Here is a 21,346-nt window from a genome sequence, read left to right on the forward strand (position 1 = left end):
TGACGAGATTGGTGGATTTGGCGACGTGATTGACGAAAACATGATTGGTACGGACGTGGCTAGCGACAGCGATGTGCTCTCGGACGGGCTTGGAGCGGTCGGCGCCTCGACTCCACCCCCCGTAATCGTCCTGGTCCGCCCCCAACTCGGTGAGAACATCGGCAAGGCCGCGCGCGCCATGCTCAATTTCGGGCTGACCGAAATGCGTCTGGTCTCCCCGCGCGACGGCTGGCCCAACCCCTCCGCCGGTCCCGCCGCCAGCGGTGCCGACATCGTGCTCCAGAACGCAAAGGTCTACGACAGCGTCGCCGCCGCCACCGCCGATTGCGCGCAAATCTACGCCACCACAGTGCGGAAACGCGGCGTGACCAAGCCGGTCGTCACCCCCGAACAGGCCGCAACCGAGATCCACGCCGCCCCCGGCCGCTCCGCGATACTGTTCGGACCCGAGCGCTCCGGCCTCGAAACCGACGACGTCGCGGTCGCGCGGACGATCATCACGGTGCCGATCAACCCGGAATTCGGCTCACTCAACCTCGCCCAGGCCGTGATCCTGGTCGCATATGAATGGTCGAAGGGCTTAACCGCCGAGCGCGAGCTGTCGCAGCCGTCGATCAACCCGATCATGCCGCCCGCACCGCAGGAAGAGCTCGACGGGATGATCGGGCAGCTCGACGCGATGCTGATGGGGGCGGGGTTCTTCCACCTGCCCGACAAGATGCAGTCGACGCGGCGGACTCTCCGCACGCTGTTGACGAAGCCGGGCTGGTCGAGCCAGGAGATCCGGACTCTCCGCGGGGTGTTGTCGTCGCTGGCGGGGAAGAGACCGCGAGCCTAGCGCCGGTCGAAGGCGGCGAGTTCGTAGGCGATCGAGGCTTCGACCAGGCGTTCCCACAGATCCGCGACCACGGCCTCCGGAACGCCCAGCCTCACCGCCTCGGCCCGCGCATTGTCGATCACCTGTGTCTTCCGACCCTCGTCGCGCACATGCCCGCGCTCCGGCTTGATGCGCGCGGCTGCGTCCATGTAGGCGAAGCGCCTGGCGAGCAGCGCGACCAAGTCGCGGTCGAGCGCGTCGACGCCTGCGCGGACCTCGGTCATGGTGCTGCAATCTGGGCCGGGGAGAATGGTCATGCGCCGTCTCTTGCCGAGCCCCATCCGGCCTGTCCAGCTTGACTCTGGACCGCCCCCCGTCTAGGCGCCCGCCTTCGCAATGGCCCTGCACCCCGGTGAAGCGGTGGCCCTGCCCTGTCTGGACATCAGTCTCGTACAGCCAGCAGAGCGATACCGGGAACAACGTTGTTAGCATTTGCCAAGGACTTACTATGTCGAAGCGTCAAAGCGCGAAGTACAAACTCGATCGCCGTATGGGCGAGAACATCTGGGGTCGTCCCAAGTCGCCGGTCAACAAGCGCGAATACGGTCCGGGCCAGCACGGTCAGCGCCGCAAGGGCAAGGTCAGCGATTTCGGTATCCAGCTGCGCGCCAAGCAGAAGCTTAAGGGCTATTACGGCGACGTGACCGAGAAGCAGTTCCGTGCATGCTACCACGAGGCTGCGCGTCTGAAGGGCGATACCTCGCAGAACCTGATCGGCCTGCTCGAGCAGCGCCTCGACATGATCGTCTACCGCGCCAAGTTCGCGCCGACGATCTTCGCGGCACGCCAGATCGTTTCGCACGGCCACATCCGCGTCAACGGCGTGAAGTGCAACATCGCCTCGCGTCGCTGCTTCGTCGGCGACGAGATCACGCTGGGCACCAAGGCGCAGGAAATGGCGCTGGTCATGGAAGCCCAGAGCCTCGCCGAGCGTGAGATTCCCGATTACGTCGCCACCGACGGCGCGGCCAAGGTCACCTTCACGCGCGTCCCGACGCTCGACGAAGTGCCTTACCCGGTGAAGATGGAGCCGAATCTGGTCGTCGAGTTCTACTCGCGCTGATCTTTCGGTATTATTGATACGAGGAAAAGGGCGGTCCCGCGGGGGCCGCCCTTTTTCGTTGCGCTACATGCCGAGTGACGCGCGAAGGAATGCATCCGCTTTCGTCAGCATGGTCGTCCGCGCACTTGCGTCGTCAAGCTGGTGATCCAGCCCGGCGAACTCGACCAGCTCGACCTTGCCCCCAGCGGATTTCAGCCGGGTCGCCATCAGCCGGGATTCGCCAATCCCGACGTTGCGGTCCTTGTCGCCGTGGAACAGCAGGACCGGCACCTTGATCTTGTCGGCGTTGCGCGCAGGCGAGCCTTCGCGAATGTGTGGGCCCTGCCCGATAAAGGCGTCGACCATCTTGAAGTTGCTATAGTTCCGCGACTCTTCGCGAAGGCTATCGAGATCGGTGACCGGCGCGATCGCGACGATCGCCTTGAACAGACCCGGATCCACCACCGACGATTGCAGTGCCGCATAGCCGCCATACGACCAGCCGACGATCGCGAGTTTGTCCGGCGCAGCAATGCCCTGCGATACCAGCCAGCGGCCGGCGTCGTCGACATCGCCGATCGCGGTCCGCCAGGACTGGAAGCCATTCTTCTTGAACCAAGCCGATCCATAGCCCGTCGATCCACGGAAGTTCGGTTGCAGCACCGCGAACCCGCGCGCCGCGAAGAATTGCGAGAGCCAGTCGAAGCCCCACTCGTCCCGATCGCCGGGGCCGCCATGTGGCATCACGATCGCCGGCAGCCCTTTCCCTGTGCTGCCGGCGGGTAAGGTCAAATAACCGGGGATCATCGTCCCGTCGGCGGCACGGAAGGTGATCGGCTTGACGCTGGCGAGCGTGGTCTTTGTGAGTTGCGGCCGTGCGGGCAGCACTTCCTCCATCTTTCGCGTCGCCCGATCGAGCAGATAGTAGCGACCGGGATCGACGTCGCTGCCCGCGAACAGCAACAGCTTGCTTTCGTCGCTGCTCGCGTCGACGAACGTGATCAGAGGTTGGCCGGGCAGTGCCTTTCGCAGTGACGCGGCGAGGGCCCGCAACGCGGGGTCGAAGAACTCCGTCTCGCGGCGATCGGTAGCATAGGACGCGCCGACCACGCGCTTCTGTCGCCCGATCCTGATCAACTGGTCGACGTCGACATCGGCTCGAGCAAGGACGACCTCGCGTTTCAGGCTACCGTCCAGCGCGATTTTATAGAGCGCGGTCCGTCCGTCCTTGTCGTCGAAACCATAGGCGACGTTAAGACCAGAATCGACGGCATAGGGATTGAAGCCCGTATCTCCATCTCCGCCGATCGTCAGGCGGCCGAGTGGTTGCCAACCACGGTCGCCGGGTTTTCGATACGAATAGCTGATGGTGGCAGCATCGTATCCGATACCGGTCTTGGCGCGCGTTCCGACGATCCGCACGACACCTTGGCCATCGCTGATATATTCGACCGCACCGCCACGCGGCTGTTCGATCGTTCGACGGGCGAGCGTGACGGTATCGATTCGTTCCACACCCAGGCCGTCTGTCTCGTTCGCTAGATGGGTCCCCGTGGTCACCTCGGGTACGAACTTGCGGGTCATCAGCACCGATCCGGTTGCACCGTCGGCGGTCCAATCGATCACGGTGCCGCCGTCCTGCATCACGTCCAGCGCGCGGGCGTTGTCGGATGCGGTCAATATCTTCATCTTGCCGCCGTCGCTATCGAGCGCGATCGCGCGACTGAAACCCAGTATGTTGTAGCCATCGTCGGCGACGGTGACCATCTGACAGACCAGCCGGATCGTGGTCGACCAATGGCAATCGGCGAGATGGTCGGGGTTTCCCGATGCGGTCAGGATCGTCCTCGGATTGCCGCCCGCGACGAGATCGGCAATCTGAAGCGCTTCGCCGCGGCCGTTCGTGGGCACGACCAGCGCGACGTGCGTGCCGTCCGGCGACAGGCTGATCTGTCGGATGGCTTCACGAGCGCCGAAGGCGGCGGCGGTCGGTCCGACGGGGTCGGGGGCTGCCTGCGCTGGCGGCATTCCAAATGCCACGCAGACGGTAGCACTCGCACGAATTGCAGATCGTAACCGCATCGCCGTTTCCCCCCAATGTCCCCTTTGGGTATCCTATCGACGCCGGGCGGCACGGCAAGAGCAGCGGCGCTTGCGCGGTATCGAGCGCACTGCCAAAATGCGTATGACTTAACGGGGATATGTAGATGCGCGCTGCCATTTTGCCTTTGCTGCTGCTCGGGACCGCCGCGTCCGCGCAGACCACCCCTGCGATCTCGGTCGAGACGTTGAAGACCGTCACGCAGGTGCTGTCGTCCGACGCGTATGAGGGCCGTGCGCCGACCACGCCTGCGGAAGCGAAGACGGTCGCGTATATCGTCGAGCGGATGAAGGCGGCGGGGCTGAAGCCCGGCAACAAGGGGTCGTGGACGCAGGACGTGCCGATGGTGGAGGTCACCGCCGGCAACGTCGCGCCGTTCACCTTCACCGGCGGCAAGGCGCCCGTCAGTCTTGCCTATCGCACCGACATGGTTGCGGGGACGTACCGCGTGGCGCCCAAGTCCGCGGTGGCGAATAGCGACGTGGTGTTCGTCGGCTACGGCATCACCGCGCCCGAGAAGGGCTGGGACGATTATGCCGGCACCGACGTGAAGGGGAAGACCGTGGTCATCCTCATCAACGACGCCGACTGGCAGACGATGTCGCGCGAGGGGCCGTTCGAGGGCCGTGCGATGACGTGGTACGGGCGCTGGCCGTACAAGTTCGAGAATGCGGCGAAGCACGGCGCGGCGGCGGCGATCATCGTCCATGATACCGAGCCGGCGGCGTACCCTTGGGCGGTGGTGCAGTCGTCGTGGACCGGGCCGCAGCTCGAGCTGGACGAGAAGGGCGATCATCTCGACCAGTCGCAGATCGTCGGCTGGATGCAGAAGCCCGCGGCGGAGCGCGTGTTCGCGAGCGCGGGCAAGGATTACGCGACGCTGGCGGCGGCGGCCAAGGTGAAGGGGTTCAAGGCGGTGCCGCTCGGGCTGAAGTTCGGCGGTGGGTTCGACAACACGATCAAGCGGCAGGCGTCGAAGAACGTCATCGGCGTGTTGCCCGGTACTGCCGCCCCGAATGATTACGTGATGTACTCCGCCCATTGGGATCATCTCGGGCGCTGCGACGCGGTAGACGGCGACGATATCTGCAATGGTGCTCTGGACAACGCGAGTGGCGTGGCCGGGCTGATTGCCTTGGCGGAGACTCAGGCGAAGGCGGGGCCGGCCAAGCGTTCGATCGCGTTCCTGGCCGTGACGGCAGAGGAATCGGGGCTGCTCGGATCGCGCTACTATGCCGAGCACCCGGTGTATCCGCTGGCGCATACCGTCGGCGGCGTGAACATGGACGGATTGAACATCGTTGGGCGCGCGAAGGATTTCGTGCTGGTCGGCGCGGGTAAATCGGAGATCGAGGATTTGGTGAAGCCGTTCGTTGCCGCCGAGGGCCGCGTGATCGGCACCGAGGCGAACCCGGAGCGTGGCAGTTATTATCGGTCCGACCATTTCAGTTTTGCCAAGCTTGGCGTGCCGATGCTCGATGGCGGGAGCGGCGAAGACCTCGTTGTCGGTGGTACGGCAGCGGGGCACGCGGCGCGCGAGGATTATGTCGCGCACCGCTATCACAAGCCGGCCGACGAATATGACGCGAAGTGGGACTGGTCGGGTACGGTCGAGGATTTGACGATCTATTACGGGCTTGGGCGGAAGCTCGCGGACGATACCAGTCTGTGGCCGAACTGGTATAAGACCGCCGAATTCCGCGGCATCCGTGACCGCGATCGCGCAGGAGCCAAGTAAGTGACCACGACCGTCTCGACACCCGCCGAATGGGCGCACCACAAGGCCGTCTGGATCGGCTTTCCGAGCCATGCGGACCTGTGGCTTGAGGATCTCGAGCCCGCGCGGGACGAGGTCGTCGCGTTTGCCAAAGCGGTACATGCTGGCGGCAAGGGCGAGACCGTGATCCTGGTCGCCGCCGATGTCGGGTCGGCGACCACCGCCAAGAAGCTTGCCCCGTTCGCGGACGTGGTGGTCGAGCCGTTCGGCGATATCTGGCTGCGTGATACCGCGCCGATCATCGTCGGCGACGGCAGCGCGCGGGACTTTCGGTTCAACGGCTGGGGCGGGAAGTATGACCTGCCCGGTGACGACACGATCGGGCAGCGGCTGGCGGAGAGCCGGAACACGCGAGTCGAGGCGTGCGACTGGGTGCTCGAGGGCGGCGCGATCGATGGCGATGGTACCGGGACGGTGGTGACGACGCAGCAGTGCCTGCTCAACCGCAACCGCAATCCGTCGCTGAGCAAGGCGGAGATCGAGGCGCGGCTGGCGTCCGATCTGGGCTATACGCGCGTGGTGTGGCTGGGGGACGGGCTGGTCAACGATCATACCGACGGCCATGTCGACAACCTCGCGCGGTTCGTCGGCGAGGGGCGCGTGGCGATCCCGAAGGCGACCGACAACGATCCGAACTGGCAGGTGTACCAGAACGCGGCGCGGGATGCCGAGGCGGCCGGGCTGGAGGTCGTGACGATCCCGTCGCCGGGCCGTGTGCTGCGCGACGAGGAGGTCGTGCCGGCGAGCTACATGAACTTCTATATCGGCAATGCCGCGGTGGTGGTACCGTTGTACGGAGCCGAGAACGATGCGGCGGCGGTTGTCGCGATCCAGGCGTTGTTCCCGGACCGCGAGGTCGTGGGACAGCGCGCGGACCATATCCTGACCGGGGGCGGGAGCTTCCACTGCATCTCGCAGCAGATTCCGGGGTAAACCCACTTTCCGTTTGTCCCGAGTAGCTGTCGAGTAGCTCCGTAAGGAGCGTATCGAGACGGCGTATCGAAGGACAGGTTGGCGTTCGGAACCTGTACCTCGATACGAGCCCTCGATACGCCCAAGCGGGCTACTCGGTCTCTACTCGGCACGAATGAGATGGGAGTTGCCGTGTTTGTACCGCTCCCTGAACCAACCACCACCCCGGCGGAGGCCGGGGTCCAATTGGGGTACGTAGCCAACGGAGGACCGTCCCTTCGTTATGCCAACCTTCCCAATTGGGCCCCGGCCTTCGCCGGGGTGGTGGCGAGAGGGCGAGTTCAGCGGCTCCAGCGGGCCCAGATTGCGGTGGGGAGCGTCAGCCCGCGCGCTTCTTCGCGGACGCCGAGTTCGCCGACTTCGACCTTGCCGGGGAGGTCTGCGAACACTTGGTTCAGCAGTTCGCCGATCGCCAGAGCGGACATCCGGACCGCGTAGACCGTCAGGAACAGGAAACGGGAGTTCTCGTCGAGCAGCTTCCGGCAGTCGGCGATCAGCTTCGGCAGGTCTTCTTCGAGCCGCCACACTTCACCCTCCGGCCCACGCCCATATTTCGGCGGATCGAGCAGGATCCCATCATACCGCCGCCCTCGCCGTACTTCGCGCGCGACGAACTTCGCCGCGTCGTCGGTCATCCAGCGGATCGGCGCGTCGGCCATGCCGGACAGCTTCGCGTTCGCCTTGGCCGCCTCGACCGACTTCTTCGACGCATCCACATGCACCATGCGGACGCCCTTGGTCGCCATCGCCAGCGTGCCGACGCCTGTGTAGCCGAACAGGTTCATGCACTCGGGCGAGTCGAGCCCCGCGACGCGCTCGCGCATCCAGCTCCACACCGGCGCCATGTCGGGAAAGAAGCCGAGGTGGCGGAACGGGGTGGTCTGCGCGGTGTAGGACACCTCGTTCCACTTGAGCGTCCAGCCTTCGCGGGGAACGGGTTCAGCGAATTCCCAGCGGCCGCCGCCGTCCTCGTCGGAGCCGGGGACGAATTCGCCCTGCGCCTGCCAGTCGGGCGAGGCGGGCGCCCACATCGCCTGTGGTTCGGGGCGGATGAAGCGGAAGCGGCCGTAGCGTTCGAGCTTCTTGCCGTGGCCGGAGTCGATCAGGCCGTAATCCGCCCAGGGCTCGCCGATGAGGGTTTCGAGTTTCATGCCGACGGCTTCGCGCGCTCGGTGATGTAGGCGGTGATCGCCTCGAAGGTCGCAGGCAGCGTGGCGTAGCGCTCCTCGCGGTCGAACAGGTCGCCAACGCGGGTGGGCAGCGAGGGACGGACGCCGGTGGCGCGCTCGACCGCATCGCCGAACTTGGCGGGGTGCGCGGTGGCGAGCGTCACGATCGGCACGCCGGCGGGGACTTCGGTGCGCAGGGCTGCGGCGAGGCCGATCGCGGTGTGCGGGTCGATCACCTGCCCTGCGTGCTCGTGCGCCCAGCGCATCGCCAGCGTCATGTCGTCGAGATCGATGCGCTCGCTCTGGAACAGCGCGGAGGCGCCCTGCGACTGCGCGTTGGTGAGGCGCATCGCACCCGAGGATTCGAAGCCGGCCATCTGTGCAGCGAGCGCGGCGCCATCACGATCGCCGAGGTCGAACAACAGGCGTTCGAAGTTCGAGCTGACCTGGATGTCCATCGACGGCGTTGGGGTCTGCTGGACGCCCCCCTTCGAATAATCGCCGGTGCTGAGCGCGCGGTGGAGGATGTCGTTGACGTTGGTCGCGACCACCAGCTTGGCCACCGGCAGGCCCATCTTTGCCGCGACATAACCGGCGAAGACGTCGCCGAAATTGCCGGTGGGGACTGCGAACGCGACCTCGCGATCGGGCGCGCCGAGGCGGACGGCGGCGTAGAAGAAATACACCACCTGCGCCATCAGGCGGGCCCAGTTGATTGAATTGACCGCCGACAGCGCGAACTTGGTCGAGAAGGCGCGGTCGTTGAACATCGCCTTCACGAGCGCCTGCGCATCGTCGAAGCTGCCTTCGATGGCGATGTTGTAGACGTTGGGGCTGAGCACCGTGGTCATCTGGCGGCGCTGCACGTCGGAGATGCGGCCGACCGGGTGGAGCATGAAGATGTCGATCCCCTCGCGCCCCGCGACCGCGTCGATCGCCGCCGAGCCGGTGTCGCCGCTGGTCGCGCCGACGATCGTCAGGTGCTTGTCCGTGCCGGCGAGGAAGCGTTCGAAGAACAGCCCGAGCAGCTGGAGCGCGACGTCCTTGAATGCGAGCGTCGGGCCGTGGAAGAGTTCGAGCAGCCATTGGTCGTGGTCGAGTTGCACCAGCGGGGTCACGGCGGCGTGCGAGAAGCGACCATAGGCCTGTTCGCAGAGTGCCTTCAGTTCCTCGCGCGTCATCGCGTCGCCGACGAACGGGGCCATCACCGCGACGGCGGTGTCGACATACGATAGCCCGGCGAGTGCGGCGATCTCGTCGCGGGTCAGCGTCGGCCACGCGTCGGGGAGGTAGAGGCCGCCATCGGAGGCGAGGCCGGCGAGCGTCGCCGCTTCGAAATCTAGGATGGGCGCCGAGCCGCGGGTGCTGATGTAACGCATGGCCAAGCGGTTAGCGAATGGGCGGGGAGGCGACAAGCTGCGGGCGTTGTCCGTTTTCCTGCGAACGCAGGAATCCAGGGTTACGAAGGAATGCGCGCGGTACCCTGGGCTCCTGCGTTCGCAGGAGAACGGCTAGCGAGGCCGGCGGCGCAGCGCGAGCGTGTAGATGATCGCGGCGATAGCGGCGAAGAAGAACCATTGGCCGGCATAGGCGAGGTGGTTGTTCGGCACCGACGCGATGTCGGGCTTGCCGTTGGGGCTAAGGCCGGCCTGCGGGGTGTCCGCGACAAGCATCAGGCGCTGCGGGGTGTGATCGAACAGCGATCCGATCAGCGAACGGCCGTCGGGCGCGTGGCTGATGTAGCCAGAGACTTCGCCACCGGTCCACGCGATCTTGGCCATCGGATCGCGCGTGGTGCCGAGCTGGACGATCATGCCGGGGCCTTCCGCGCCGATGCGGCACTGGGCGATCGCGCGGAAGCCGGATTTGCCGGCGCCGGCGAGCTTGATCTCGGTCGGCTGGAGGCAGAGGCTAGAGGCGCGGCGGAACAGCAGCGTCTCGTCGGGGAAGCGCGGGAAAGCCATTGGCGGCTTGGCGGGGTTGGCGGCAAGCTGCGCGAGGAACGCTTCCTTCTTCGGGAGGCGGTCGAGGAGTTGCCACAGACCGAGGCCGATCATCGCTGCGATCGCGAGCGTGACGAGGATGGTCGGGATGACGGGTATGCGTCGTGCGGTGCGGGTCACGGGTCGATTCGGCCTTCGCGGGCTGCGTTGCGGTATTCGGCGGACATGAGCGCGCCTTTGGCTGCTCGGAGCGAGAGGACGACTCCGCCGGCAGTGAAGGGGATCCAGATCAGCATGTGCAGCCAGAGCGGCGGGTGCACCTTGAGTTCGAGCGTGATCGCGAGCGCGACGACTAGCGCGCCGAGGATCAGGGTCAGGAATGCGGCGGGGCCGTCGCCGACGTTGAACTTGCTGAAGTCGAGCCCGCAGTTCGGGCAACTGTCGGCGAAGTTGGACCATTTCGCGAAGAGCGTGGGCTTGCCGCAGCGGGGGCACAGGCCTTTCAGCGCGACCTGGGCGATCGTGGGGGCTTTGGCGAGCGGGTATGGGTCTTCGGTCACGCCGTCAGTTCCTCCATACCTTGTATCCCCGCGAAGGCGGGGATCCAGACTGGGCTCCCGCCTTCGCGGGAGAACAAGGTAAGAGGGCGCCGGTTGGTTCGCATCCGTGCCGCATCCAAAACCGCCACCACCCCGGCGAAGGCCGGGGCCCAATCGGGGGACCCCGCTAACTGCGGACAGCGCTTCGTTACTGCATCCTTCCCACTTGGGCCCCGGCCTTCGCCGGGGTGGTAGCTATCGGGGTGGTCGCAGTGGATGGGCTGGTAGAGGCTCAACCGCCGTGGACGGGGGCGCCCCAGCCGCCCCATACGTAGACGGTGACGAACAGGAACAGCCACACGACGTCGACGAAGTGCCAGTACCACGCCGCCGCCTCGAAGCCGAAATGCTGGCGCGGGGTGAAGTCGCCGCGGTAGGCGCGGACCAGGCAGACGATCAGGAAGATCGTGCCGATCAGCACGTGGAAACCGTGGAAGCCGGTCGCCATGAAGAACGCCGCGCCGTAGTTGATGCCCTTGAACGGGAACGGCGCGTGGACGTATTCGTAAGCCTGGATCGAGCTGAACAGCGCGCCGAGGATCACGGTGAGCCAAAGGCCCTTGAGCACGCCATCGCGGTTGCCGACGCCGATCAGGCCCCAAGCCCCCGTCTTCTCGCCGCCGCGCTGGTTGTGGATCAGTGCATGGTGCGCCCAGGTCACGGTGGTGCCGGAGGTGAGCAGGATCAGCGTGTTGAGCAGCGGCAGTTCGAACGGGTTGATGACCGTCAGGCCCTTGGGCGGCCACTGCGCGACGATCGCCGCACCGCCTTCGACGGCACGCGTGACCGTGCCGTCGGCGAAGGTCATCGCGGTCGGGAACAGCGAGAAGTCGAAGAACGCCCAGAACCAGCCGACGAAGAACATCACTTCGGATGCGATGAACAGGATCATGCCGTAGCGGAAATGGAGCTGGACGACGGGGGTATGATCGCCCGCGCGGGCCTCATGCACGACCTGCGTCCACCAGGAGTACATCGTGAAGAGCACGCCCGCGAGCCCGATGAAGAACACCCAGCCGCCGCCATTGGGCTTGTCGATATGGCCGCCGTGCATCCACATGATGCCGCCGACCGCCATGATCAGCGCCGAAAACGACCCGACCAGCGGCCAGATGCTCGGCGGCAGGATGTGGTAATCATGGTTCTTGGCGCCGGCCATCGGTACTCCCCTATTTTCTTTGGCGTCGTTCTAGCTGGCTGTTTTCGCAGAATCCACCGGGTAAAACGTATAGCTGAGCGTGATCGTCTGGATATCGGCCGCGTCGGGGTCCGTCAGGATCTTCGGATCGACGAAGAAGATTACCGGCATCCGCGCGGTCTCGCCGGGTTTCAGCGTCTGCTGCGTGAAGCAGAAGCACTGGATCTTGGTGAAATACTTGCCGGCCTGCGCGGGCTGGACGTTGAACGTCGCGGTGCCGGTCAGCGGCTTGTTCGACGTGTTGGTGGCGGTGAAGAACGCCATGTCGCGCGCGCCAATATCGACCGTGTCCGAACGATTCTCGGGCGTGAACTTCCACGGCAGCTTGGGGCTGACGTTGGTGTCGAAGTCGATCCGGATCTTGTGGTCGACAGCGCCGGGGGCGGCCAGCCCGCGGTTGGTGGTGCCGTTGAGACCGGTCGCGGCACAGAACAGGCGGTAGAGCGGCACGCTGGCCCAGGCGAGCCCGGTCATGAAACAGATGAAGAGAACCGCTAGCGCCGCCGTACGGTTGGTGCGCGACATGGCCTTCCAGCCGGCCATCAGTGCGGCATCCCCGCCCGGATCTTGGCGATCGAGATCGCGAAGACGAGGATGACGAACGCGCCGAGCAGGATGGCCATCACGCGCGCGCGACCGCGCTGGCGGCTGCGGATGAGATCTTCCTCGCGGATGGGATCGGGGATGCTCATGCGAACCACCGATCGACGACCAGCGCGCCGAACATAACGAACAGATACAGGATCGAGTATTTGAACAAGGCCTTCTCCGGTTTCATCGCATCGTCGGCATGCGTGGTGCGCTTCGCGACGCGGACGGCGAGCAGTGCGAACCAGCCGGTCAGCAGGACGGCCGCGATGCCGTAGATCGGACCGGTGAGCCCAAGCGGCCAGGGCAGGATCGCGACCGCCGCCATCGGGATCGTGTAGAGCCCGATCTGCGTCCGCGTCGTCCGCTCGCCTGACACGACGGGAAGCATCGGCACCCCTGCGGCGGCGTAATCGCTCTTCATGAACAGCGCGAGCGCCCAGAAATGCGGCGGCGTCCAGAGGAACACGAACAGGAACAGCAGGACGGGGAGCAGCGCGATATCGCCGGTCGCCGCGGCCCAGCCGATCAGTGGCGGGAACGCGCCCGCGGCACCGCCTATGACGATGTTCTGCGGCGTCCGGCGCTTCAGCCAGACAGTGTAGACCAGCACGTAGAACAGGATCGAGACGGTCAGGATCGCGGCTGCGACGACGTTGACCGCGAACCCCATGAACAGCACCGAGAACGCGCCGAGCCCGACGCCGAAATGCAGTGCGGCCTGACGGTCCATGCGGCCGTCGGGCAGTGGACGCTTCTGCGTCCTGCGCATGACGGCGTCGATGTCCGACTCGTACCATTGGTTGAGCGCACCCGCCGCACCTGCACCGAGCGCGATGCAGAGGATCGCGGTGAAGCCGATCACCGGATGCACGCCGACCGGGGCCGCGAGCATCCCGCAGAGTCCGGTGAAGACGACGAGCGTCATCACGCGCGGCTTGGTCAGCGCAAGGAAATCGCGCCAATGCGCCGGTGGCAGGAGGGGGGTGGCGGGAGTCATGGTTCGGGTACGCTATACGCGTTGCGGCGGAGGTCGGAAAGCCTTCGTGATGGCTCAGCGGTTTGCCCGGTGCGTGGGTACGGCTTGGTGAATGACCGCGGTATCGTCCGCGTAGATCCGCCGCCAAGCGGGGTCATGGTCGAGCAAGCGGACCAGTGGCGAGCGCGGCGGCAGGATGGTCCAGCCGAAATGCCACTTCGCATTCGCCGCATGCCAGCGATCCGCGTCGCCGCGGGCGATCGCAAAATAGTCGAGCGTGAAGGCGTCGCCGTACATGTCGGTCCGTCCATCGATATACGGACGGATGCCCGCTAGGATCAGCGATCCGCCGAAGCCGTATTCGTTGAAGACGCGCTGGTGGCGTAGCGCAGGCGGAAGATGCGTGAGCGCGCGGACGGGAATGCCTCTGGTTTCCGTGCGGACGACCGGCACTGCGACGCGGTAGGCTGTGAGACTGATTGCAAGAGCGGATACCAGAAAGGCTACGATCAGTCGCTCTGAGCCATGGGGAAGGGGGTTCGAAAAGCTGGTATCGCGGTAGCGCCGCGCGCGGCCGAGCGGCTTGGCCAGCACGAGTATGCCGACGGTCACGAGGATGATCTCGTGGCGGGTGTGCTGCAGCGTCATGTGGAGCATGCCGAGCAGCAGCAGCACGCGGATCGGTGGGATACGGATCGGCCGCGCCAGCAGGAACGCGAGGCTAGCGAGCAAGATCGCCTCGAAGCCGGAAAAGGTTCTGAAGTCGGACGGCTGCCATTCGTTGATCTGACCGAGCGCTTTCAGGTCGTTCAGATAAAATGGAAACGTCAGGCCGTGCACGCCCCACGGCGTGACGGCTGCAGCGATCGTCGCGCTAATTCCGAAGAGGCCCCAGCGCTGGATCACAGTGCGGCGGTCGGAGGGCTTGGCGGCCAGCAACGCCTCGAGCGCGAATACGCCGACCAGCGCCAGTCCGAAGACGTAGCTGCCATGCGCATTCGCCCAGATCAGCATCGCCGCCGCCATCGGTAATGGTGGAACTCGGTCGTGTTCGCGCGCGCGCAACAGCGCGATCGTCCAGCCGGCAAGGATGGGCAGCACCAGCATGTGCGGCCTTGCGATCAGCGACGGAAGTAGCCCGGTGGCGAGCAGCAGCAGCGCGATGATGCTTGCCCGCGCGCTCATCCAGCGGCGGAGTTCAGCCGCTACCAGCGCGAACAGCGCTGCCATTGCCACGCCGACCAGGACGATCACGCCGCTCCAACCGCCCGCGCGGTAACTCGCGTACATCGCTACTTCGGATAGCCATTCGTGTGCGACCCAGGGACGGCCGACGACGCTGAACGAGAACGGATCGGTGGTCGGCACAGCCGCATGCGCGACGATCCAGGCGCCGGCGACGAGATGCCATCCGGTGTCGCCGTCGCGCAGCATGGTGGGGACGATGATCGTGAACGCAAACGCCGCAAAGGAAGATAGCAGGGCAAAGGTCGAATGAGGGATGCCGGTTGGCGCGTCGGGGCGGACTGGGGGTGGCGCGCTCGGCATGACGCGGGGTTAACGCGATTGTCCTGTGGAATGATGAATGAGAGGTGCTCGGGTTGGGATTTGGCCAATCCTATCTTGTCATCCGAGCGAAAGCTGGGGTCTCGCTGATGACCCGCGAATGGAGGCACAGGGTGCAATCCCAACCCCGCTGGGAGGACGTATGCGGGGGATGACGTCCGCGGGCGCTCGCTTCCTTCGTTCTCCCTGCCGAGGCGGGAGCTTAAGGTGGGTCCCCGCCTTTCAGCGGAAACATCGTGGGACTGGGGACGGCCATTTAATGAAAACGCCCCGGATTTCCCTGAGGCGTCTTCCTTTTTGGCTCGCCCCGACACGGGACTAAATCCCGTGTCGTCGGACGCGGCGTTGCTGCGCCGGCCGGTCGGATGCGTGCGGCTCGGCCACACCGCCGCGTAGCTGGCGCTACGCGGCCTCGCATCCTAATCGATCCGCGGCAGCGTCTCGAACTGGTGGTATGGCGGCGGCGAGGAGATCGTCCACTCCAGCGTCGTCGCGCCGTCGCCCCAAGGGTTGTCGCCCGCTGGCTTGCCCGCGACCAGCGACCAGATCAGGTTGACGAAGAACACCACCATGCCCGCGGCCATGATCATGTAGCCGACCGAGGCCACCGTGTTCCAATGCTCGTACTGCGGCGTGTAGTCCGGGATGCGGCGCGGCATGCCCTGCAAGCCCAGGAAGTGCATCGGGAAGAACATTACGTTCACGCCGACGAAGAACACCCAAAAGTGCAGCTGGCCGAGGAACTCGTTGTACATCTTGCCCGACATTTTCGGGAACCAGTAATAGAACCCGGCGAACAGCGAGAAGACCGCACCCAGCGACAGCACATAGTGGAAATGCGCCACCACGTAATAGGTGTCTTGCATGTAATCGTCGATGCCGCCGTTGGCGAGCACCACGCCGGTCACGCCGCCGACGGTGAACATGAAGATGAAGCCGATCGACCAGACCATCGGCGTCTTGAAGGTCAGCGAGCCGCCCCACATCGTGGCGATCCACGAGAAGATCTTGATGCCGGTCGGCACCGCGATGACCATCGTCGCCGCGGTGAAGTACATCTTGGTGTTCACGCTCAGGCCGGTGGTGAACATGTGGTGCGCCCACACGACGAATCCGACCACGCCGATCGCGACCATCGCATACGCCATGCCGAGATAACCGAAGACCGGCTTGCGGCTGAACGTCGAGATGATCTGGCTGACGATGCCGAAGCCCGGCAGGATCATGATGTAGACTTCGGGATGGCCGAAGAACCAGAACAGATGCTGGTACAAGACGGGATCGCCGCCGCCGGCCGGATCGAAGAAGGTCGTGCCGAAGTTGCGATCGGTCAGCAGCATCGTGATCGCCGCGGCGAGCACCGGCAGTGCGAGCAGCAGCAGGAACGCGGTGACGAGCATCGACCACACGAACAGCGGCATCTTGTGCAGCGTCATGCCGGGCGCGCGCATGTTGAAGATCGTGGTGATGAAGTTGATCGCGCCGAGGATCGACGATGCGCCCGCGAGATGGAGCGCGAGGATCGCCATGTCGGTCGACGGCCCGGGCTCGCCGTACGTCGAGAGCGGCGCGTAGAGCGTCCAGCCGTTACCCGCACCACCGAAGAACGGCGACGCCAGCAGCAGCGTGAAGGCAGGGATCAGCAGCCAGAACGACACGTTGTTCATGCGCGGGAACGCCATGTCCGGCGCGCCGATCATGATCGGCACGAACCAGTTGCCGAAGCCACCGACCATCGCCGGCATGACCATGAAGAACACCATGATCAGGCCGTGCGCGGTGATCAGCACGTTCCAGAGATGGAGCGATTCGTCGAGGCTGGCGGGACCGCCGTGGAGCATGCTCGCCCAGCCCTGCAGATACTGGATGCCGGGATGCGCGAGCTCGGCGCGCATGAGGCCCGAGACCGAGCCGCCGATGATCCCCGCGACGATCGCGAAGATCAGGTACAGCGTGCCGATGTCCTTGTGGTTGGTCGACATGAACCAACGCGCGAAGAAGCCCGGCTTGTGATCGGTATCGTGGTGATGGTCGTGCGCTTCGTGGGACACGAAGGCCGACGGGGTGAGAGCGGTGTCGGTCATCTTACTGTCCCGCGTTGCCGGCGCCGGCCGGGTTTGAGGTCGCGCCCTGCGTGGTCGCGGGGGCTGTAGTGGTCACGTTCTCGACCGGGCCGGTGGCGTTGGCGGTTTCCGCCGCCTCTTCGACCTTCGCCGCGGAGCCGTCGGCGCCGGGCTGCGGGATGACCTTGTCGGACGCCTTGCCCGGGGTCGGCATCGTGCCGCCCTTGGCCTTGACCCAAGCCGCGTATTCGGCGGGCGGAACCGCCTCGACTGCGATCGGCATATAGCCGTGGCGCGCGCCGCAGAGCTCCGAGCATTGGCCGAAATACAGGCCGGGCTTGTCGATCGTGAAGCTGGTCTCGTTCAGGCGGCCGGGGATCGCGTCGAGCTTGATCCAGAACGCCGGGACCGCCCAGCTGTGGATCACGTCGTTCGAGGTCGTGATCAGGCGGATCGGCACGCCAACGGGGAGGACGATGCGGTTGTCGGTGGCGAGCAGCTTGGGGCCGTCGGCATCGGTGCGGCCACGCTCGCCGGCGGCGACGTCAGCCTTTTCCTTCAGCATGTTGGCGGTGATCTCGAAGCCGCCATTGTCCGGATACTGGTAGGTCCAATACCATTGGTTGCCGATCGCCTTCAGCGTCACCGCGCCGGAGGGCGCCGGCTTGAACTGGGCTTGCAGCAGACCGATCGAGGGGACCGCGATCAGCACGAGGATCACGACCGGCGCGAGCGTCCAGATGATCTCGATGAAGGTGTTGTGGCTGGTCTTCGACGCGACCGGGTTGCGCGCCTTGCGGTAGCGGAACGAGACCCAGAACAGCAGCGCGAGGACGAACAGCGAGATGATCGTGATCGTCGGCACCAGGATCGAATTGTGCATCCAGTGCGCGAACTGGCCGTTCTTGGTGACCTGGGGCTGGAGCCCGAACAGGCCATCGGTCGGCTGGCCGATCATCGGCTTGACCGTCATCGCGGGCGCACCGTCCATCGCGAGCTCGGGGCTGGACGGGTTGGCGGTGGGCGTCGCGGCGGCGGTCGTCGGCGCAGTGTTCGACACACCCCCCGGAGCGGCAGCGGCTTGCGGTGCAGGCGTCGCTGCTGGCGTGCTCGCAGGCTGGGCCGCATGCCCGGCGGCACCACCGAGACTCGCCAGTGCGAGCCCCGCTGCCATCGCAAATCCTCTCATCCCCATCTTGCGCATCGTTATTCTTGACCCCGGTTTATAGCGAACCCGATTCCGGACGCGCGGATGTCTGCTTATGATTTGGGAAGAGCTATACCCAGCGGGGGGGCTCGCCTCAAGCCTTGTCTGGCATGGGCCTTTTAAGCGCCTGCCCTAACCGCCCGTCATCCTGACGAAAGTCAGGATCCACGATAACGAACGCCGTCCCCTGTGGCTCTGGGTCCTGACTTTCGTCAGGATGACGGAGAAGAGGCGGGGCGCAACGAAACGCAGGTTGACGGTGAGCCGCCGGTTCTCGTTGCGTGCGGTTTCGCGCGCTCGTATTAGCGCGGGCAGACCATTTGGAGCGATGACCCGCGATGACCGAAGACGACGTGCTCGCCGAATTCCGCGCTGCCGAAGCGTTGCTCGAAGGGCATTTCATCCTGTCCTCCGGCCTGCGCAGTTCGCGCTACCTGCAATGCGCGCGGGTTTTGATGGACCCCGCGCGAGGCGCGCGTTTGTCGGAGGCGCTCGTCGCGTCGATCCCCGAAGAACTGCGTGCGCAGATCGATATCGTGGTCTCGCCGGCGATGGGCGGCGTGATCGCGGGTCACGAAATGGGCCGCGCGCTTGGCGTCGAGGCGGTATTCCTCGAGCGGCCCGATGGCGTGTTCGAACTGCGCCGCGGGTTCCGGCTTGCACCGGGCCAGCGCGTGTTGATGATGGAGGACGTCGTCACCACCGGGCTGTCGTCGCGCGAGGCGATCGCGGCGATCGGGCGCGCGGGCGGCGTGACCGTGGCGGCGGCGGCTTTGGTCGATCGCTCGAACGGGACGGCGGATCTGGGCGTGCCGTTCTTCCCGCTGATCCGGCTCGACGTGCCGACCTATCCGGCTGATGCCTTGCCGCGCGAACTTGCCGCGATCCCTGCGATCAAGCCGGGAAGTCGGGCGGCGGCATGAGCCCCTCCGGCAACGACCACCTGCGCCTTGGGGTGAACATCGATCACGTCGCGACGGTGCGGAATGCGCGGGGGGCGGGGTATCCCGATCCGGTGCGCGCGGCGCTGATCGCGGCGGCGGCGGGGGCTGACGGAATCACCGCGCATCTGCGGGAGGACCGGCGGCACATCACCGACGACGACATCGCGCGGCTGTCGGCCGAGCTGACGATTCCGCTCAATCTGGAGATGGCGGCGACCGACGAGATGCTCGGCATCGCGCTGCGCCACAAGCCGCACGCCGCGTGCATCGTACCGGAAAAGCGCGAAGAACTGACGACCGAGGGCGGGCTCGACGTCGCCGGGCATTACGACCGGATGGCGCGACTGGTGGATGCGCTGGCGGGAGCGGGCATCCGCGTATCGCTGTTCATTGAACCCGACGCGCGCCAGATCGAGGCGGCGTTGCGGCTCAAGGTGCCGGTCGTCGAGCTGCACACAGGTTTATACGCGGAACTGTCGGGCGAGGCGCGGACGGTGGAGCTGCGGCGGCTGACCGACGCAGCGGCGCTAGCGGCGAAGAACGGCATCGAGGTGCATGCGGGGCACGGTCTGACCTACGACAATGTCGCACCGATCGCGGCTATCCGGCAGGTTCGGGAGCTGAACATTGGGCACTTCCTTGTCGGCGAGGCGCTGTTCGTCGGGCTTGGCGAGGCGGTTCGGCTGATGCGTGAGGCTATGGATGCGGCGCGGTAGTAAGGCAGTTTTGTTCGCGCAGAGGCGCAGAGGCGCGGAGCAGAAGAGGGGGCTAGCCCGTGGCTGGATTCTCTCGCTGCCTCACTCGATCTTGCCGCCCTTGCGGCCCTCATACTCTCCGCGCCTCTGCGCCTCTGCGCGCAAATCTAATTTTGTCTTCCGACTTGAGGCGTCGCGATGATTATCGGGCTCGGGTCCGACCTGTGCAATATTGAGCGGATCACCGCCTCGATCGAGCGGTTCGGGGAGCGGTTCGAGCAGCGGGTGTTTACCGATGTCGAGCGGGCGAAGGCAGCGCGGCGGCCCTTTACCAAGGCGGGTACGCTGGCGAAGCGGTTCGCCGCCAAGGAGGCATTTTCGAAGGCGGTGGGGACCGGGTTTCGCGCGGGCGTGTTCATGCGCGATATCGGCGTGGTCAACGCCCCCAGCGGCGCGCCGACGTTGGCACTGACCGGGGGCGCCAAAGCGAGGCTTGACGCGTTGACCCCCGAAGGCCACGCCGCGCGCGTGCATTTGACGATGACCGATGATCACCCGTGGGCGCAGGCCTTCGTGATCATCGAAGCTATACCTCTGATATCCCCGGACATGCGCCAGGATACGAATCGATGAAGGACGCGGCGTTGGACGGCAACGAGTTCCCCGAAAAGCCCCTCGCGCAGGCCCCCCTAGCGCAGACGACGGCGGCGGATACCGCGCCACTGGCCGGCACTACCCCCGAAACGACACGCCGCCGCGGTACCGACTGGTGGGGCGAGGTAAAGGGCATCTTCTGGCTGATCCTGGTCGTACTCGGCTTCCACAGTTTCATCGCCAAGCCCTTCTATATCCCCAGCGAATCGATGCTGCCGGGCTTGCGCATCGGTGACCGGCTGGTGGTGACCAAGTTCGCGTACGGCTGGTCGTTCGTGTCGCCGACGATCCCCAACCCGGTCGCGATCTTCAAGGGCGTGGTGCTGCGCCAGCAGGAAGACAGCTGGAGCGTGTCGCTGCCGTTCATCCACGGCCGCTTGTTCGGCTCGCTGCCGACGCGCGGCGACGTCGTGATCGTGACGCCGCCGGGCACGCATAACGACTATATCAAGCGCGTGATCGGCCTGCCGGGCGATAAGCTCGCGGTGCGCGGCGGGATCGTGTTCCTGAACGGCGTCGCGGTGAAGCGTGGTCCTCTGCATGATACGCTGATCCCGGTCGACACCAACAGCCCGTGCAGCGAGATCGACTATCCCGGCGCGCGCGAGACTCTGCCCGACGGGCGTGAGATGTGCCGCCTGCCGACCTATGCCGAGACGCTGCCGAACGGTCGCCGCTACGAGACGATCGATCTGGAATCGGACAGCCAGGGCGACAATTTCGCGGAGATCACGATCCCCGCGAATCACGTCTTCCTGATGGGCGACAACCGCGATCGCTCGGCCGACAGCCGGTTCGCGCTGAGCCAGCTCGGACTTGGCGGACCGGTGCCGTACGAGAATCTCGGCGGTCGTGCGGAGTTCATTACCTTCAGCCTCGACGGCGATGCGACGTTCAACCCGCTGAGCTGGTGGAGTTCGCTGCGGTCGGATCGCGCCGGCACCTCGCTCCACCCCGCCAAGGTGAACTGAG

Annotated in this window: 21 protein-coding genes; 8 read left to right on the plus strand and 13 right to left on the minus strand. The window is 65.5% G+C overall.

Annotated features, from left to right (window positions below; all coding sequences use genetic code 11):
- The first annotated feature begins 40 nt into the window (after nucleotides 1-40).
- Nucleotides 41-838, plus strand: a complete 798-nt coding sequence (locus AC59GX_RS11220) for an RNA methyltransferase (protein ID WP_426283482.1) — start codon at nucleotides 41-43, stop codon at nucleotides 836-838.
- Here the strand turns inward: AC59GX_RS11220 and AC59GX_RS11225 are convergent.
- On the minus strand, nucleotides 835-1,134 hold the full coding sequence (locus AC59GX_RS11225) for a chorismate mutase (RefSeq protein WP_426282953.1): 300 nt from the start codon (nucleotides 1,132-1,134) through the stop codon (nucleotides 835-837). The genes AC59GX_RS11220 and AC59GX_RS11225 overlap by 4 nt on opposite strands.
- Before the next feature lie 191 nt (nucleotides 1,135-1,325).
- Here AC59GX_RS11225 and rpsD point away from each other — a divergent pair, with 191 nt between their 5' ends.
- A complete protein-coding gene (rpsD, locus tag AC59GX_RS11230) occupies nucleotides 1,326-1,940 on the plus strand; it encodes a 30S ribosomal protein S4 (protein ID WP_056487297.1) in 615 nt (204 codons plus the stop codon).
- A gap of 63 nt (nucleotides 1,941-2,003) precedes the next feature.
- Here rpsD and AC59GX_RS11235 read toward each other — a convergent pair whose 3' ends face one another.
- Entirely contained in the window at nucleotides 2,004-3,959 is a 1,956-nt protein-coding gene (locus tag AC59GX_RS11235; protein WP_426282952.1) for an alpha/beta hydrolase family protein, read from the minus strand.
- Between the two features lie 167 nt (nucleotides 3,960-4,126).
- On the opposite strand from AC59GX_RS11235, the gene AC59GX_RS11240 reads away from it, so the two are divergent.
- Nucleotides 4,127-5,758, plus strand: a complete 1,632-nt coding sequence (locus AC59GX_RS11240) for a M28 family peptidase (protein ID WP_426282951.1) — start codon at nucleotides 4,127-4,129, stop codon at nucleotides 5,756-5,758.
- Nucleotides 5,759-6,730 (plus strand): agmatine deiminase family protein, encoded by a 972-nt coding sequence (locus tag AC59GX_RS11245; RefSeq protein WP_426282950.1) that lies wholly within the window; start codon nucleotides 5,759-5,761, stop codon nucleotides 6,728-6,730.
- Nucleotides 6,731-7,050: 320 nt separating this feature from the next.
- Here the strand turns inward: AC59GX_RS11245 and AC59GX_RS11250 are convergent, their stop codons facing one another.
- The 11 genes from AC59GX_RS11250 to coxB all read right to left on the minus strand — a co-directional run bounded on the left by AC59GX_RS11250 (nucleotide 7,051) and on the right by coxB (nucleotide 18,048).
- On the minus strand, nucleotides 7,051-7,920 hold the full coding sequence (locus AC59GX_RS11250; RefSeq protein ID WP_426282949.1) for a class I SAM-dependent methyltransferase: 870 nt from the start codon (nucleotides 7,918-7,920) through the stop codon (nucleotides 7,051-7,053).
- Nucleotides 7,917-9,317, minus strand: a complete 1,401-nt coding sequence (gene thrC, locus AC59GX_RS11255; RefSeq protein WP_426282948.1) for a threonine synthase — start codon at nucleotides 9,315-9,317, stop codon at nucleotides 7,917-7,919. Before thrC ends, AC59GX_RS11250 begins: the two co-directional genes overlap by 4 nt.
- A gap of 132 nt (nucleotides 9,318-9,449) precedes the next feature.
- On the minus strand, nucleotides 9,450-10,061 hold the full coding sequence (locus AC59GX_RS11260; RefSeq protein WP_426282947.1) for an SURF1 family cytochrome oxidase biogenesis protein: 612 nt from the start codon (nucleotides 10,059-10,061) through the stop codon (nucleotides 9,450-9,452).
- Nucleotides 10,058-10,441: a DUF983 domain-containing protein gene (locus AC59GX_RS11265; protein ID WP_426282946.1), complete on the minus strand. Its 384-nt coding sequence runs from the start codon at nucleotides 10,439-10,441 to the stop codon at nucleotides 10,058-10,060. The genes AC59GX_RS11260 and AC59GX_RS11265 overlap by 4 nt, the downstream gene beginning before the upstream one ends.
- A gap of 271 nt (nucleotides 10,442-10,712) precedes the next feature.
- Complete coding sequence (locus AC59GX_RS11270; RefSeq protein WP_426282945.1) at nucleotides 10,713-11,639, minus strand: cytochrome c oxidase subunit 3; 927 nt, start codon at nucleotides 11,637-11,639, stop codon at nucleotides 10,713-10,715.
- Between the two features lie 30 nt (nucleotides 11,640-11,669).
- Nucleotides 11,670-12,221, minus strand: a complete 552-nt coding sequence (locus tag AC59GX_RS11275) for a cytochrome c oxidase assembly protein (protein WP_426282944.1) — start codon at nucleotides 12,219-12,221, stop codon at nucleotides 11,670-11,672.
- Nucleotides 12,221-12,370: a cytochrome c oxidase system small membrane protein gene (locus AC59GX_RS11280; RefSeq protein ID WP_175518304.1), complete on the minus strand. Its 150-nt coding sequence runs from the start codon at nucleotides 12,368-12,370 to the stop codon at nucleotides 12,221-12,223. The genes AC59GX_RS11275 and AC59GX_RS11280 overlap by 1 nt, the downstream gene beginning before the upstream one ends.
- On the minus strand, nucleotides 12,367-13,266 hold the full coding sequence (locus tag AC59GX_RS11285; protein ID WP_426282943.1) for a heme o synthase: 900 nt from the start codon (nucleotides 13,264-13,266) through the stop codon (nucleotides 12,367-12,369). Before AC59GX_RS11285 ends, AC59GX_RS11280 begins: the two co-directional genes overlap by 4 nt.
- Before the next feature lie 54 nt (nucleotides 13,267-13,320).
- Nucleotides 13,321-14,793 (minus strand): hypothetical protein, encoded by a 1,473-nt coding sequence (locus tag AC59GX_RS11290; protein WP_426282942.1) that lies wholly within the window; start codon nucleotides 14,791-14,793, stop codon nucleotides 13,321-13,323.
- Nucleotides 14,794-15,230: 437 nt separating this feature from the next.
- Nucleotides 15,231-16,895 carry a cytochrome c oxidase subunit I gene (gene ctaD, locus AC59GX_RS11295; RefSeq protein ID WP_426282941.1) on the minus strand — a complete coding sequence of 555 codons (1,665 nt, stop codon included), beginning with the start codon at nucleotides 16,893-16,895 and terminating at the stop codon, nucleotides 15,231-15,233.
- 1 nt (nucleotide 16,896) lies between these two features.
- Entirely contained in the window at nucleotides 16,897-18,048 is a 1,152-nt protein-coding gene (gene coxB / locus AC59GX_RS11300; RefSeq protein ID WP_426282940.1) for a cytochrome c oxidase subunit II, read from the minus strand.
- Between the two features lie 371 nt (nucleotides 18,049-18,419).
- Between coxB and pyrE the strand changes: the two genes are divergently transcribed.
- From pyrE to lepB, 4 genes are all read left to right on the plus strand, one after another.
- Entirely contained in the window at nucleotides 18,420-19,004 is a 585-nt protein-coding gene (gene pyrE, locus AC59GX_RS11305; RefSeq protein WP_132895705.1) for an orotate phosphoribosyltransferase, read from the plus strand.
- On the plus strand, nucleotides 19,001-19,741 hold the full coding sequence (locus AC59GX_RS11310; protein ID WP_497301705.1) for a pyridoxine 5'-phosphate synthase: 741 nt from the start codon (nucleotides 19,001-19,003) through the stop codon (nucleotides 19,739-19,741). The genes pyrE and AC59GX_RS11310 overlap by 4 nt, the downstream gene beginning before the upstream one ends.
- A gap of 177 nt (nucleotides 19,742-19,918) precedes the next feature.
- Nucleotides 19,919-20,353 (plus strand): holo-ACP synthase, encoded by a 435-nt coding sequence (acpS, locus tag AC59GX_RS11315; RefSeq protein WP_426282938.1) that lies wholly within the window; start codon nucleotides 19,919-19,921, stop codon nucleotides 20,351-20,353.
- On the plus strand, nucleotides 20,350-21,345 hold the full coding sequence (gene lepB / locus AC59GX_RS11320) for a signal peptidase I (protein WP_426282937.1): 996 nt from the start codon (nucleotides 20,350-20,352) through the stop codon (nucleotides 21,343-21,345). The genes acpS and lepB overlap by 4 nt, the downstream gene beginning before the upstream one ends.
- The last annotated feature ends 1 nt before the right edge of the window (nucleotide 21,346 follow it).

This window comes from Sphingomonas sp. 320_CC (assembly GCF_059691795.1).

Coding starts and splice junctions, on each gene's coding strand:
- AC59GX_RS11285 (WP_426282943.1), bottom strand. CDS start 13,266: ATGACTCCCGCCACCCCCCTCCTGCCACCGGCGCATTGGCGCGATTTC.
- lepB (WP_426282937.1), top strand. CDS start 20,350: ATGAAGGACGCGGCGTTGGACGGCAACGAGTTCCCCGAAAAGCCCCTC.
- rpsD (WP_056487297.1), top strand. CDS start 1,326: ATGTCGAAGCGTCAAAGCGCGAAGTACAAACTCGATCGCCGTATGGGC.
- coxB (WP_426282940.1), bottom strand. CDS start 18,048: ATGGCAGCGGGGCTCGCACTGGCGAGTCTCGGTGGTGCCGCCGGGCAT.
- AC59GX_RS11290 (WP_426282942.1), bottom strand. CDS start 14,793: ATGCCGAGCGCGCCACCCCCAGTCCGCCCCGACGCGCCAACCGGCATC.
- ctaD (WP_426282941.1), bottom strand. CDS start 16,895: ATGACCGACACCGCTCTCACCCCGTCGGCCTTCGTGTCCCACGAAGCG.
- AC59GX_RS11310 (WP_497301705.1), top strand. CDS start 19,001: ATGAGCCCCTCCGGCAACGACCACCTGCGCCTTGGGGTGAACATCGAT.
- AC59GX_RS11225 (WP_426282953.1), bottom strand. CDS start 1,134: ATGACCATTCTCCCCGGCCCAGATTGCAGCACCATGACCGAGGTCCGC.
- thrC (WP_426282948.1), bottom strand. CDS start 9,317: ATGCGTTACATCAGCACCCGCGGCTCGGCGCCCATCCTAGATTTCGAA.
- acpS (WP_426282938.1), top strand. CDS start 19,919: ATGATTATCGGGCTCGGGTCCGACCTGTGCAATATTGAGCGGATCACC.
- AC59GX_RS11270 (WP_426282945.1), bottom strand. CDS start 11,639: ATGGCCGGCGCCAAGAACCATGATTACCACATCCTGCCGCCGAGCATC.
- pyrE (WP_132895705.1), top strand. CDS start 18,420: ATGACCGAAGACGACGTGCTCGCCGAATTCCGCGCTGCCGAAGCGTTG.
- AC59GX_RS11240 (WP_426282951.1), top strand. CDS start 4,127: ATGCGCGCTGCCATTTTGCCTTTGCTGCTGCTCGGGACCGCCGCGTCC.
- AC59GX_RS11275 (WP_426282944.1), bottom strand. CDS start 12,221: ATGGCCGGCTGGAAGGCCATGTCGCGCACCAACCGTACGGCGGCGCTA.
- AC59GX_RS11280 (WP_175518304.1), bottom strand. CDS start 12,370: ATGAGCATCCCCGATCCCATCCGCGAGGAAGATCTCATCCGCAGCCGC.
- AC59GX_RS11250 (WP_426282949.1), bottom strand. CDS start 7,920: ATGAAACTCGAAACCCTCATCGGCGAGCCCTGGGCGGATTACGGCCTG.
- AC59GX_RS11220 (WP_426283482.1), top strand. CDS start 41: ATGATTGGTACGGACGTGGCTAGCGACAGCGATGTGCTCTCGGACGGG.